Source organism: Aquimarina sp. BL5 (assembly GCF_003443675.1).
GTDB lineage: Bacteria > Bacteroidota > Bacteroidia > Flavobacteriales > Flavobacteriaceae > Aquimarina.
The window spans coordinates 479,148-493,043 of sequence record NZ_CP031963.1; the positions used below are offsets into that span (position 1 = coordinate 479,148).

Annotated in this window: 11 protein-coding genes; 2 read left to right on the top strand and 9 right to left on the bottom strand. The window is 33.3% G+C overall.

Annotated elements, in window-relative coordinates:
* Nucleotides 1-31: 31 nt before the first annotated feature.
* The 7 genes from D1818_RS02230 to D1818_RS02260 form a co-directional block, all read right to left on the bottom strand.
* Nucleotides 32-1,033 (bottom strand): 2OG-Fe(II) oxygenase, encoded by a 1,002-nt coding sequence (locus tag D1818_RS02230; protein ID WP_233558634.1) that lies wholly within the window; start codon nt 1,031-1,033, stop codon nt 32-34.
* Between the two features lie 38 nt (nt 1,034-1,071).
* Entirely contained in the window at nt 1,072-1,923 is an 852-nt protein-coding gene (locus D1818_RS02235; protein ID WP_118455979.1) for an enoyl-CoA hydratase/isomerase family protein, read from the bottom strand.
* Nucleotides 1,924-1,948: 25 nt separating this feature from the next.
* On the bottom strand, nt 1,949-2,284 hold the full coding sequence (locus tag D1818_RS02240) for a nuclear transport factor 2 family protein (protein ID WP_118455981.1): 336 nt from the start codon (nt 2,282-2,284) through the stop codon (nt 1,949-1,951).
* A gap of 101 nt (nt 2,285-2,385) precedes the next feature.
* Entirely contained in the window at nt 2,386-3,240 is an 855-nt protein-coding gene (locus D1818_RS02245) for an AraC family transcriptional regulator (RefSeq protein ID WP_118455983.1), read from the bottom strand.
* A gap of 3 nt (nt 3,241-3,243) precedes the next feature.
* The gene (locus tag D1818_RS02250; protein WP_118455985.1) at nt 3,244-4,053 is read right to left on the bottom strand and encodes an SDR family NAD(P)-dependent oxidoreductase; all 810 of its coding nucleotides are present in this window, start codon (nt 4,051-4,053) and stop codon (nt 3,244-3,246) included.
* A 269-nt stretch (nt 4,054-4,322) separates the two neighbouring features.
* Nucleotides 4,323-5,255: a nuclear transport factor 2 family protein gene (locus D1818_RS25680; RefSeq protein WP_233558574.1), complete on the bottom strand. Its 933-nt coding sequence runs from the start codon at nt 5,253-5,255 to the stop codon at nt 4,323-4,325.
* A 301-nt stretch (nt 5,256-5,556) separates the two neighbouring features.
* On the bottom strand, nt 5,557-6,156 hold the full coding sequence (locus D1818_RS02260; protein ID WP_118455987.1) for a DUF6642 family protein: 600 nt from the start codon (nt 6,154-6,156) through the stop codon (nt 5,557-5,559).
* Between the two features lie 257 nt (nt 6,157-6,413).
* On the opposite strand from D1818_RS02260, the gene D1818_RS02265 reads away from it, so the two are divergent.
* The gene (locus D1818_RS02265; RefSeq protein ID WP_118455989.1) at nt 6,414-8,615 is read left to right on the top strand and encodes a lipopolysaccharide assembly protein LapB; all 2,202 of its coding nucleotides are present in this window, start codon (nt 6,414-6,416) and stop codon (nt 8,613-8,615) included.
* 78 nt (nt 8,616-8,693) lie between these two features.
* On the opposite strand, the gene D1818_RS02270 is transcribed toward D1818_RS02265, so the two are convergent.
* Together D1818_RS02270 and mog are read right to left on the bottom strand one after the other, a co-directional pair.
* Nucleotides 8,694-9,638, bottom strand: coding sequence for a GTP-binding protein (locus D1818_RS02270; RefSeq protein ID WP_233558573.1), 945 nt, complete (start codon nt 9,636-9,638; stop codon nt 8,694-8,696).
* 13 nt (nt 9,639-9,651) lie between these two features.
* Nucleotides 9,652-10,185, bottom strand: coding sequence for a molybdopterin adenylyltransferase (gene mog / locus D1818_RS02275; RefSeq protein ID WP_118455991.1), 534 nt, complete (start codon nt 10,183-10,185; stop codon nt 9,652-9,654).
* A 417-nt stretch (nt 10,186-10,602) separates the two neighbouring features.
* Here mog and D1818_RS02280 point away from each other — a divergent pair, with 417 nt between their 5' ends.
* The gene (locus D1818_RS02280; RefSeq protein ID WP_118455993.1) at nt 10,603-13,851 is read left to right on the top strand and encodes a glycosyl hydrolase; all 3,249 of its coding nucleotides are present in this window, start codon (nt 10,603-10,605) and stop codon (nt 13,849-13,851) included.
* Nucleotides 13,852-13,896: the final 45 nt, after the last annotated feature.

Consider the following 13,896-nt stretch of genomic DNA (forward strand, 5'->3'; position numbering starts at 1 on the left):
CCATAAATTTAATAACACAGAATTTCACTTTTTAGAATGGCGCAAAAGTATCTTTCGGTCCGTCTGGTATACTCCAACGCTGGCGTGCTGTTATAGTTTTTGTATCATCAAATTCAGTTATTGAGTTTTCAGAACTACCATAGCTATTGGTGCTACCTCGTGGGATTTGCATATGGTCTCCATATAACCAGACCACCAGATTACTACGTTGTCCACTAATGATTGGATGTGTAGCATGTGGGACATTACCGCGATGAATTATTGCTTTACCTGGTTCAAAAATAGTTTGTACCGTTTTTCCTGTGGTTTTATCATGGAAATCAACTTGTGAACCTGTAAATTCTTCATCAGGTAGGTTCATATTGATATTCAAAGTAGCGGCTGAAGCATCAGTATGCGCGTGCAAATCTTTATCCTTGTCAGGATTATACTGAATGGAAAAACCAAATGTTTGGTTATCATAGCCATAAGTCCCCAGTAACAAACGAGCAATCGGACGCATATATCGGTTCATCATATCGTCGTAAAATGCTTGAAAATTAGGCGCAGCCAGATGTCCTTCGGAGCGTGGATCAAGCATAACCCCGTAACGATTTAATTGGATTCCGTATGGTGCGCGTTTAGGGATTTGTGAATTTGCTACAGCTTCTAAATAATCTCGGAATTCCGCTAGGCGTTTAAGGTCAAAAAACTGTGCAGTATAAACTCCGGGAATAATTTCTTCCCATAAATCGGCAACAGCATTTTCTTTTTCTGGGTTTTCCCAAGCATCATTAATAGCTTGTCGCAAGCGTGGATCAAGCAGTGTTTCGTCAGGGATAAGTAAGTTATCTTTATTTTCGATTTCCCACGCTGCCCAAGCATCTTCGAGCAATTTTCTGTTACTGTTCCAAAAATGTGATACAGAGGCTTCCCGTTTCAATGATGCTTCACGAGATGGCTGAGTGAGCGCACGGGCTTGTGCGAGTGTATTATTTTTTTTCATTTTTTTAATGTTTTTATTAAAAGCGAATGCCTTTACTATGAAAGACATTCGTTTTATGTAATAAATCAATCTTAGCTACAAAAAAGTTAATCTCTTTTAATTTCTTGTAAATCTAGTAACATGCTTTCCCAGTTTTTCTGGTTATTATGGTCAAATTGTGCCCCATTTTCATCTGCAATCGTAAAACGCTTAATCGCTGGCGTTTTGGGGGTTGCCTGAAATAATTGGTACGCTTCTTCTTTCAAAGCATCTGCAATTGGTAAATCTATAGATGCGTACACAGCGCGTTTACAAGCTTCAATAGATTCTGCAGGGAATTTAGAAATACGTTCTGCTAGTGCATCTACATAAGGTCCTATTTCATCTGCATCCAAAGCTTTATTTATCGTTCCGAATTTTTCCGCTTCATCAGCATCCCAATCTCTAGCTCCTAAAATAATTTCCAATGCTTTACCAAGTCCAGCTTGCCTTGCCATACGAGACGCTCCCCCACCACATGGTAAAATTCCCATACCAACTTCCATTTGCATAAACGTAGCTTTACCTCTTGCAGCAAAACGCATATCTAATGCTAATGCCATTTCGTGCCCGCCACCACGCGCAAAACCTTCAATTTTTGCAATAGTTGCTTGTGGCACGTTGCTTAATCGTTCTAATACAGACTGTAGATCAAGTAACTTAACCTCACTTCTTGGCACAACTTCTTCAGACATATCTCTTAGCAAGTTGGTATCATAATGACATACCCAATAACCAGGATTTGAAGATTGAAAAACAACCACTTTTACGCTTCTGTCTCTTTCTAATCGTAAGCAAAGACTACTTAGGTCTGCTAACATTTCTTGTCCTTGTACATTGACAGGTCCAAAGTTAATATCTACTGTTAAAATTCCACCGTTTTGTTTTGCTGTGAATGTTTGAAAATTTTTGTAATCCATTTTATTTGATTTTTAGAGTTATTATTTAATTGTTTACTGAGGCGAATGTGTGCTGTTTTATCTTTCCGTTTTCAATAATGTAAGTGTCCGTAGCTAGCCGTAAGTCTATGTGTTTATTTTTTCCATTCCAAACGAAGTAAACCACCTTACCGTTCGTTTCTTGTTTGATGGTATTGAATTGAAAATCTTCGAAATTTGGCAAGAACTCTGTATAGAATTCTAATATCTCGGACTTACCTTTATAGGTTTTTTCTGGAGTAATAAACAATGCATCATCTGAATAATCTTCTGCTACATTTGAAGCGTTTAATGTATCAACAGCCTTCATATGGCTCTCAAAAACATCTTGTGAATTTTTCATTATAACTATTGTTTTAAAATTATAATGCAAATGTACTTTAGCGTCTGTGGTTAGATTTGGTAAGAAAAAAAGAGGTTTTAGTAAAAAACGAGGAAAGGATACTATTGAGAGTCTTTTAGGTTGGCTTGGTAGTTTTTTGCAGTCATTCCTTTATATACCTTGAATGTTTTATCTAGATGACTACTATCAGTAAATCCTAATTCGTGAGCAATTTCTGAAACAGTAGAATTGGTGTATTTAAGACGTGTTTCCGCCAATTTTAATTTGTAATTAAGTATGTATTTTTTTAAACCAATTCCCATGTTGCTTTTAAAGTATTGACTAATGTAATTTTCTGAAATATGGAATTGGTTTGACAACTCTTTCTTCGAGAGTTTTTCAGAATCATGAACGTAATGATGAATGTAATTGATAATGCCCTGAATCTTAGAATCAGTAATATCTGTTGAAACAAAGTCAATGTTTCTAGATATTAAGTGAAGTATGGAATGTAATACAGATTTTAAGATAGTTTCACTTTTTAAATTTTCATCATTATACTCGTTGCATAGTACTGTGAATAAAGAAAGAATACTACTTTCATCAGTTTTAGATTGAAATTTTAAATGTGATGTTCTATTAGCACCGTGTAATATGGTTTCTATTTTTTTAAACCATTGCTTGCGTTGCGCTTTATTTTCATCTGATAACATATCACCAAAAAAACTGTTAAGAAATTTGACAGCAGAGACCGTTGTTGGTGTTTTTATTTCAAAATTGTACTGGTCGCTAGGTATAAAAATAAAAATTTGATTGTCATTATAAGCTACTCGATGATTATTGATAATTAGTGTACCAGAGCCTTTTTCAATAAATAATATTTCAAAAAATCGTATGGGTGTGTATTGACAAAAAGCTAACGCTGTTACATCTTTAAACTTTTTAATCACGATATTTTCAAATATAGTTCTAGGCATGATTTAACCAACTATTTCTTCTGTTTTGGTAACTAATTTTGTAATTAATTCATCATCATAAGCATCTTGATGGGCTTTGGCAAAATTACCTTTCGGATTGCCTTTATCATTATCAAAATACTTACCTGTGCTGTCTTTATAGTCTTCTGAAATTGCTAAATCATATAATATATCAGAACCTTTTGATGCTGGCGACCAATGTTGTCCATAGGCTTCATTTGCCATGTTGGTATTTAATAAAGAACCAGGGTTTACAGCAATCGTAGTAATACTTGGGTTTTCTTTTGCAAAAGCAAAACTCCACATCGTTAATGCCAGCTTACTTTGAGCATAGGCTTCATTAGCATTAACATTACCAACTCCAGCTAGCATCGTATCTGTAACATGTGATTGAGCTGCCGAACTTAAATTTATAATACGTGATGATTCAGAGTTTTTTAGTAATGGAAGTATTGCATTGGTTAAAACATAAGGTGCAAAATAATTAACCACTAGCCTAATATCAAAGTTTTCAAATTTACTAGTTGCTGAAGTTTTAAAAATTCCTGCGTTATTAATTAGTACATCTATTTTAGAAACCTTGTTCCTTATGTTAGTTACCATTCGTTTCACATCCTCTAAATCTGAAAAATCGGCAACAAAACCATCTACATTATTATTCCCTGAAACTTCTTTTATCTCTAAAATTACACCTTGTAATTTTTCTTTATTTCTACCATGAACGTAAATGGTATGTCCATCTTTAGCAAGTTTTACAGCTGTTAATTTTCCAATTCCGTCTGTACTCCCTGTTATTAGTATGGTTTTATTCATAAAAATCTCTTTATTTATACTTTCTAATGTTTACGCTATAATTTCTTTTGAAGTACAAAAATAGTTAGACGACAAAAATTCTAATGAGTAAAAATCAATGCTATTTTAGTAAAAAACAAGGATTTGATTAAATAAAAACATCTTTCTTCTTAATTTATATGGTTATACATACATATTACGCTTCCCTCCTACGTTTATAGGATACGCAAAGTTTATTAGTAGCTGTAATTTTCCCGGTCACAACAAATACTACAGCATTCTTCTTTATATTATTTATCTACTCTTGTTGCTGTTTTACTAATAATTTTCCAATCATTTTTAAACTTTTTTAGCAAGAATAAATCAATATACACCCATGCTCTATTAGGGCCAGCAATTTCAACTTTTGCTGTTGCGATATCTTTTGTAACAGTAACCTCTAAAATTTTAGCATCCCTCCCATTGAACTTTCCTTTTTCAGCGTTTTTAAAAAAATCAGCATATTCACTTGGGGAATATTTTTTGAAATCTCCATCTCTGTTGGTTAGATATAATGTCGCATTGTCTGAAAAGGCATTTAGTAACATTTCTCTCTTGTTATAAGAACTACCTTCCATATATTTTTGGAGAGTCTGCACAACTGCAGGATGATGTGCTGATTCTCTATATGTGGAAGCGTCGCTTATTGGATAAAAATTTTCCGTAATAATAGAGGCCATTTTATTGTTTTCTCTTTTAATTAAAAAAGATCCACCCCAAACTACTTTAGGATACTCTATAACTTGCGCTATCATTTCGCCCAAAGATGGAATGGTACTTTTAAATTTTTCTATAGCCTCTTCTTTTGGAGCCCAACGGAATTCTACATTTTTATTTGTTGGTAAATCATTCGTAGTAGATTTAGCGACATACATCTGTCGTATACTTACAGCGTTATTAAAATCAAATTTATAAGTAAAAACACCTTTAAGGTTTGGTTTTGTTATGGATACTCCATATTTCTTGGAGATACTATCGATAACTTCATTTATAGTATGTCTTTTCTCATAAAATGCACCTATTGTTATCCAACCGATTGTTGCTTTTTTTAATAAAATATCTCCGTTATCATTAACAATAACTAAATTAATAACGGATGTATTTACATCTTTATCAATTTTAGATTGGGCATGTATACATTGAATTGTAAGGAGCATCGCTAATACTAGGATGTAATTTTTCATACTGATTGTTTTTATTATTAATATGCTGCAAATGTCTAAGGTTTAGACACTGTTTCCTACTTACATCACGATCTTGGCATACAAAATGGGTGGATAAAACATATTTTTTGAGTTTGTGTTAAATAAAAAACATCAAGGGATGTACGGCATTATCGCGAAAGCATAACTTGTACGCAATCTTATTTTTGATTTGAAGAATTGCGATACTGTACCACAGTAGCGAAAGTAATATTTTTAAAAGCCGTAAAAGCTAAGTGTAACAACTCAAAATAATAGGGAATCCAAGTAAACTAAAGCACATTTAGTAATACAATCTAAAATCAAGTAGTTTACAGGCTTTATAATGTCTTTGGTGCAACTCTTCTACAACATCTAGCATATTCTCATCTTCTTTAAATAAGTTAAAGAATGCGATATCAAGATTAGAACTAGTGATTCCATTATATGGATTACCGTATCCAGAAACACCTTTTGCGCCGGTAATATCCAAAAAATATTGTGCCTCTTCTTCGTCTAAATCCAGCACTTTTGCATTTGAAAAATGTAAAATCTTTCCTTGTAATCTTCCTTCAAAAATTTCTGCAATCTCCTGTAAACTGTAATAGTAATCATTCAAACAAATACTATTTGCTTCACCTGTTATCACAAAGTAGATGATTTCATAATTTTTAAAATAATGATCATCCAGGACCAATGCATTTAAGCTAGCCTCTAAACCTTCAATGGTGTCGCATGTTTTATAAATACTAGCTACTCCATATTGCGAAGTTAATTTTTCTAATTTTTCTTGTGCTTCGGTAATCTTGTTTGTTTCTATATCATCCACTGCTTCTAAACAGTAAATGAAATAATCTGTATCTATCAATTGTTTTTGGGGTAATTGCTGTCTTTTATCTAACAAAACTTCAGGATTTATGAAACGTATATAAATAGCAAAAATAATGTAACTCTTTTATTCTTTTAAATAAAAAAATAAACTAGAACATAATCATCCAGTATTTATTCTCACTTCGCTCCTATTATCAAGTAAACTCAATTAGTCCTTACGTATACGTTCATAAAAGAATGAAAAAAGATCAAAGTATAAATGATTGTACTTTTAGAATATCTTAAAAAAAATTAGAAAACTTTTCTATCTTTTTTTGTACTTTTAATTTTATGGGAAAATATATACTATTCATCGTTATTCTTTTATGTGGTGTCAACCTATTTGCAAAAAATCTACCTGCTGAAGAATCTAAGAATGTTGCTATCTATTGGGATGCATCTTTTTCGCAAAAAGACAAGAATATCTCTAAGGAGCTTGAATTTTTGGATGTTTTTTTCAAAGATCACCCAAATGTCAAAGTAAAACTAGTTATCGTAAACTCTAAATTAGTTACGGATGAACACATAGAGATTAAATCCTCGGATTGGAGTTCACTAAAACAAAAACTTAGTGATGTCAATTATGACAGTGCGTTGGATCTCGATTTAATAAATACTAAGATAACGGCTGACTTCTTACTTTTTTTTACTGATGGACATGGATATTTAGGTGAATTTAAAAAAAACTTATACAGTCCTAGAATATATACTATAAGTAGTACTCCAAAAATTAATAAAAAGTTTCTTTATGAAACTTCCTTTTATAGTTTAGGGTATCATATTAACCTTCAAGAACTAGATGCGAATTCTGGTGTAAAAGTTATTACAGAAAATAAAAAAATGATTCGCTTAGAGTTTGTCACTAATAAAAATACAGATTCACAAAAAAAATATATAGAAGGCGTCGTTAAAGATGATATAGATGTTTTACCTGGTATAAATGTTCTGGTACAAGGTAAAAACAGAGGTACAATTACAGATAAAAATGGTAATTATAAAATTGCGGTAGAACCCGGGGATGTTTTGGTATTTAGTAGTGCTAATAAAGAAGAAGTTATAGCAAAGGTAACTACTGATGATAATTTTATTGACATCAATATGAATGATAAAGTGACTAGTTTAGAAGCCGCTATTGTCAAATCCAAAGTGCGAAAAGAGCGAATAATGGTTGATGTAGGAATGAGGAAAGTGGATGAAAAATCCGTAGGATATGCAGTTCAGACTGTCGAGGTCGATGATCAAATTGACTTAGGACAAGAAATAGCCGGTAAATTTACAGGAGTAAAGCTTTATAGTCAAAGTAGTCTAAATAATGTTATAATACGTACACGAAAGACCTTTTTAGGATCAACTGAACCTGCAGTATTTATAGATGATGTGCCTACAGGCGGTAATCTCGATATTCTTGATTCCTATAATGTTGAAAGTGTAAAAGTATTGAAAGGATTTGCAGCCACTAACCTGTATGGTTCTGTAGGAGTTAATGGTATCATATTGATTACTACTAAAGGTGGAAAAAAACTATCCGGTAGGAATAAAGAAAAAGAACAGAAAAACAAAAATATTCCGGTTAAAATCTTTACATCTCCACTTCTTGTATCTGATGGTCCGGAATCTAATTTTATAACCTTATTTAAAAAAGAATCTGACTACAATAAAGCATATAAAATGTATCTTAATATGCGAGAGTTTAACAAAGATAATGTCACTTTTTTTGTAGAATGTTCTGATTATTTTTTTGATAATAATAAGAAAGATATAGGAATACAGATTCTTTCCAATCTAATAGAATTATTTCCAAATAATACTTCTGTTCTTAAAGTGTTGGCTTTTAATCTTGAAAAAAGGGAGTTATTTGATCGTGCACAAAAAGTGTATCAAAGAATTATTGATGTTTCACCTTTGCAATCACAGATATATCTAGATTTAGCCAATAATTATTCTAATGAGAAACAATATCAGAAATCTGTTGATTTGTTTAATAAGGTTGCTAAGAACAAGGTTAAAGCAATAAAATCATTTAATGGATTACAAAATCAAATAGAAAATGATTTTAAATACTTGCTATCCAAACGTAATCAAAAATGGAGGTTAAGAAATGTTGATCAAAAGTTTTTTATGTTACCTAAATATGACTTACGAGTTGTTACAGAATGGTCTCATCCCGTTGTAGAATTCGAAATGCAATACATTAATCCAAAAAAGCAATATTTTGTTTTAAGTCATACCATGAATAAAGACAAAAAAACTATAGATCACGAACTCACTTATAAGTATACATCAGATGAGTATATAATTGCAAATACAGAAAAGGGAGATTGGTATCTAAACATCAAACTTCCTAATGATTATATTCCAAATATTAAAGAACCTAAATTTTTAAAAATTAAATTGTATACTAAGTTTGGAAGTGCTGAAGAGAAATTACAGACGCATATCATAAACTTAGATAGAATTACTCAAAACAGAATATTTACTTCTTTTAAGATTTAACATATAACAACCATTTGATTCACATTTTCCTACGCTCCTATCTCTACGATAACTAAAAAGTACAATTAATCGTATAATTTACTTATCGTTATGATAATGCACTTCATCATTTATAGAGAGCACGGTTCTTAGTGTTTTTTCAAGAAAAGCAGGTTCACTACCAGGTCCAATAGTCAACAATTTAGAATCGGTTATCGGAACACCATTAAATGGCCTTATAAATACTTTACCATCAGGAGTGCGTTCAAAAAAAGTATATGCTTTTGCATTGCCTATTTTAGTGCAACCTTTTACTCTGAGAATACTTTTAGGAAGTGCACGACAAATATCGTGTATACATTTTTCACTAGGTAAAACAGGCAAATCAATAGAACACGAAGACCAATGTGCTTTTTGATGATCTAACTTTTGTGCCATATTTACTGAAGGTAATAATTTAGGTAGTAATAGAGTGTCCAAACTTTCCATAGTTACTATTGTAGCTACTGGGTTCAGCTTTTTTAATTCATCAATCACCAGATTTTTTCTATTTTGATTTATCTTTTCTAAATGTGTTAAAACTAATAATGAAGAAACCTGAATTTGATTAGCCTCCAGTTCATTATGCTCTCCTCGCTTTTGCCAATTTTTAACGTCTATTACAGAAACCTGAATGGGTGGCAAAAATCTATCATTCATTCCTACACCTAAAAACTCCATTAGTGAGCATGCGTCTGATGTTCCGTTAGCTTCAATCAGCGTAACTCCCTGTACTCTTTCAGGAATTCTATTTACAATGTTTCTGAGTTCATCTATACCACTACAACAGATACAACTGCCGCTTAAAGGTTTAATGTTCTTTAGTTCAATTTGTTTAGCAAATTGTTGCACATCCATATTGGCATTTTCGTAATCATTAAGAATAACAAAAGGATTCCATCCATTAGCAGAAAAATTTTCTATCAAATGTTTCAACAATGTTGTTTTACCAGCACCCAAAAATCCAACAACAGTTATAATGGCTTCCATATTTTTCTTTAACATATACCTATACGTTTTACTTGCTATTTGGTCTAAATGGTTTGATAATTTCGTTATTACATACTAAATATGGACCATTCATAAGGTCTATACAATACGGTACTGCAGGGAAAACGGCATCTAAACATTCTCTAATTGATTTTGGTTTTCCTGGTAGATTAATAATTAAGCTGTTTTTTCTAAGTCCAGCCGTTTGGCGGGATAGAATGGCAGTAGGTACAAATTTCAAAGATTCGGTTCTCATGAGTTCACCAAAACCAGGCATCATACGATCGCATACGGCTTCTGTAGCTTCTGGTGTAACATCTCTTTTGGCTGGACCAGTCCCTCCTGTGGTAACAACCAAGCAACATTTTTCATTATCAACCATATCGATAATTGTTTTTTCAATATCCTCCTGCTCATCCGGGACTATTTTATAAACGCTTTTCCAATCAGAAACCAAATAGTCCTGTAATGTATCAATTATAGCTTTTCCACTGATGTCTTCGTAAACGCCCTTATGGCATCTGTCACTTACTGTTATTATACCTATTTTTGCTATTGACATTTTCTTATAATACTTATTAAAATGATATCATGTATTTTGAAGTTATAGAATGTAAATCTAGTCTTCTATTTTATTAAGGATTTTAATTTGAATGGTAAATATAATATTAATCCACATTAAAGCAACTTAGTTGTGTTTAGTCTAGATTATGGTTTGCATATAGTATTTTGTCTTTGAATCGAAATATTGACATAACTTGTTTATTCAGAAGCGTATAGAGTAAAATCTTATGAAATCATATCCTCACAAACACATGAGCTGTAGCTTTTTAAAATAGCCAAAAAACATTTCTCTGCTTAAAATACTCAGAAACTTAGATCGTTAAACTTTTGTTGTAATAGTGTTCATATTGTCTTTTAGGAAACAATATGAATCAGATTTTCTTTAAATTTATAATCTAACGAACTACTTTAAAGAATGAAGACACTTTCACACATTTTTTGCACACTCATGCTTACGTTTTTAATGGTTTTTTCGACTTCAGCACAAGAGAAAGCCTCTACAGAAAATCCTTTTGATGGACTTAAATTAAGAAGCATTGGTCCAGCGTTTATGAGCGGACGAATCGCTGATATCGCTATTCATCCAAATAATGAAAACATTTGGTATGTTGCCGTAGGCTCTGGTGGTGTATGGAAAACTATTAATTCTGGGACTACTTGGGTGCCTATATTTGATAAGGAAACCTCCTACTCTATCGGAACTGTTACAATAGATCCTAACAATCCGCAGACCATTTGGGTAGGTACAGGTGAAGATGTTGGTGGACGTCATGTTGGTTTTGGTGATGGTGTTTATCGAAGCGATGATGGTGGACAAACCTGGACTAATATGGGGCTTAAAGAAACGCAACATATTTCTCGTGTAAAAGTTCATCCTGATAACAGTAACATTATTTGGGTAACGGCACAAGGACCACTTTGGAGTAAAGGAGGTCAGCGGGGCTTGTATAAAAGTAAAGATCGAGGTAAAACCTGGACAAAAACGCTTGGTGATGATACATGGACAGGTGTTACAGAATTAGTATATGATCCTAGAAATCCTGATCGTATGTATGCGGCGACCTGGCAACGGCACAGAACTGTAGCAGCTTATATCGGTAATGGTCCTGGTACAGCATTATATCGAAGTGATGATGGCGGAGATACTTGGGAGAAATTAACCAATGGTTTGCCAAAAACATCTATGGGTAAAACAGGTTTGGCAATTTCTCCACACAATCCAGATGTACTGTATGCAGCAATTGAGTTAGACCGGAGAACAGGTGCTCTATATCGCTCCGAAGACGGTGGAAGTTCTTGGTCTAAACAATCAAATACTATTAGTGGTGGAACGGGTCCGCATTATTATCAAGAATTATATGCCTCACCACATCAAAAAGATCGGTTATATCTTATGGATAATACCATGCAAATTTCTGAAGATGGTGGAAAGACTTTCTACAGAATGAATAGAAAAAACAAGCACGGTGATAATCATGCCATAGCATTTAGAAAAAATGACCCTAATTACCTACTTGTTGGTACCGATGGCGGGTTATATGAATCCTTTGACTTAACAAAATCTTGGAAATACATTGAAAACTTACCTGTAACTCAATTTTATAAACTAGCAATAGATGATGCCGAACCGTTTTATAATATTTATGGAGGTACTCAGGATAATAGTACCGAAGGAGGTCCATCACGAACGGATAACATTCATGGTATACAAAATAGTGATTGGCGTGTGATTCTTAATTGGGATGGGCATCAACCAGCCACGGAACCGGGAAACCCAAATATTGTATATGCTGAACGTCAAGAGGGTACGCTTTCGCGTTTGGATATGAAAACTGGTGAAGCTGTAGACATACAACCACAACCAGCCGAGGGCGACGCAATTCAACGTTTTAATTGGGATGCTCCTATATTAGTAAGTCCACACAAACCGTCTACTATCTATTTTGCCTCACAACGTGTTTGGAAATCAGAAAATCGAGGGGATTCTTGGACCGCTATATCTAAAGATTTAACCAAAAATGAAGAGCGTATTACCTTATCTATAATGGGCAGACAACAATCTTGGGATAATGCTTGGGATGTCTACGCAATGTCTAATTACAATACAATTACGTCACTTTCAGAATCTCCTAAACAAGAAGGTCTTCTCTATGCCGGTACCGATGATGGTATGATTAATATTACTGAAAATGGAGGTGTAAATTGGAGACAAATTAAAGTGAATCAATTACCAGGCGTACCATCAACTGCTTTTGTCAATGATATCAAAGCTGATTTGCATGATGCTAACACTGTTTATGTAGCTTTAGATAATCATAAATATGGTGATTTTAAACCTTATTTATATAAAAGCACCAACAAAGGACAAACTTGGGAATCTTTAACTAAAACCATTCCGGATAATCATCTGGTATGGAGATTAGTACAAGATCATGTTGCACCAAACCTTTTATTTATAGGTACCGAATTTGGCTTATTCTTTTCGGTTGATGGAGGAAAGCAATGGACAGCTTTAAAGGGAAATGTGCCTACAATTTCGTTTAGAGATTTAGCCATACAAAAACGCGAAAATGATTTAGTTGCAGCATCTTTTGGTCGTGGATTTTATATTCTAGATGATTATTCAGGCCTAAGAGACATCTCTACAACGGTTTTAAATGCCGAAGCCAAGTTGTTTCCAGTTCGTGATGCTTGGTGGTATATACAACGTTCTCAACTCAGTTTTGAAGCGAATAAAGGAAGTCAAGGTGATTCGCATTTTGTAGCGCCTAATCCCGACTTTGGTGCTCTATTCACCTATTATCTTAAGCAAGCTCCTGTATTGCAAAAAGAACAGCGCAAAACAAAAGAAAAGAATATTAACAATCAGAACATTCCTTTTCCAGGATGGAAGATATTAGAGGATGAAAAATTAGAACAAAAACCTCAACTGGTCTTTGTGATAAAAAATCAGGCTGGTGAAGTGATACGCAATATCTTTAAAGAAGCAAAGTCTGGAATTAACAGAACTGCTTGGGATTTAAGATATCCAAATTATAATCCTATAGGTCTAAACGACAAAAATAGTAGTAAAGATGAATCAAGAGGTTTATTAGCAGCGCCTGGCACTTATAGTGTAACCATGTACTTATCACACAACGGAACTATAAAACAACTTGATGGTCCGGTAAATTTCAATGTGAAACCGCTCTATAAAAATACGTTACCAGGAGCTACACCAGAAGTAACGTCTGCTTTTTGGCGTAGTTATGAAGCTGCTTCGAGAACTGCAAGTGCGATTGATCTGTCTATAGCTAAAGCTGAGAAAAAGACAAAAGCATTACACAAAGCCCTAATGAATAGTACAGCCAACCCAGAAACGAGTTTAAAACAATTGAAGACTATAAGAGATCAAATCAATACGTTAAAATCAGATTATTATGGTAATCAGGCCAAAGCAGAAATTGGAGAAAAAAATCCACCTTCAGTTAATGATAAGATGTTCACAATTTATTTAAGTCTAGAGCGATCAACTTATGGACCAACAGACACTAACAAAGTTCAAATGCAAATAATTAATACCATGTTTGCTAAAGCGGAAAGTGATTTAAAAGCAATTCAAAACTCTATGGACAAATTAGAATCCATATTGAAAGCTTCTGGAGCTCCATATATTGATGATTAAACTGGAAAAAAAAGCACATAATTAAGTAAAATAATCCTCGGAGCA

What these genes read in the sequence shown, in the direction of transcription:
- D1818_RS02230 (WP_233558634.1), bottom strand. Translation starts at nt 1,033, where the DNA reads ATGTCTTTCATAGTAAAGGCATTCGCTTTTAATAAAAACATTAAAAAA.
- D1818_RS02235 (WP_118455979.1), bottom strand. Translation starts at nt 1,923, where the DNA reads ATGGATTACAAAAATTTTCAAACATTCACAGCAAAACAAAACGGTGGA.
- D1818_RS02240 (WP_118455981.1), bottom strand. Translation starts at nt 2,284, where the DNA reads ATGAAAAATTCACAAGATGTTTTTGAGAGCCATATGAAGGCTGTTGAT.
- D1818_RS02245 (WP_118455983.1), bottom strand. Translation starts at nt 3,240, where the DNA reads ATGCCTAGAACTATATTTGAAAATATCGTGATTAAAAAGTTTAAAGAT.
- D1818_RS02250 (WP_118455985.1), bottom strand. Translation starts at nt 4,053, where the DNA reads ATGAATAAAACCATACTAATAACAGGGAGTACAGACGGAATTGGAAAA.
- D1818_RS25680 (WP_233558574.1), bottom strand. Translation starts at nt 5,255, where the DNA reads ATGAAAAATTACATCCTAGTATTAGCGATGCTCCTTACAATTCAATGT.
- D1818_RS02265 (WP_118455989.1), top strand. Translation starts at nt 6,414, where the DNA reads ATGGGAAAATATATACTATTCATCGTTATTCTTTTATGTGGTGTCAAC.
- D1818_RS02270 (WP_233558573.1), bottom strand. Translation starts at nt 9,638, where the DNA reads ATGTTAAAGAAAAATATGGAAGCCATTATAACTGTTGTTGGATTTTTG.
- mog (WP_118455991.1), bottom strand. Translation starts at nt 10,185, where the DNA reads ATGTCAATAGCAAAAATAGGTATAATAACAGTAAGTGACAGATGCCAT.
- D1818_RS02280 (WP_118455993.1), top strand. Translation starts at nt 10,603, where the DNA reads ATGAAGACACTTTCACACATTTTTTGCACACTCATGCTTACGTTTTTA.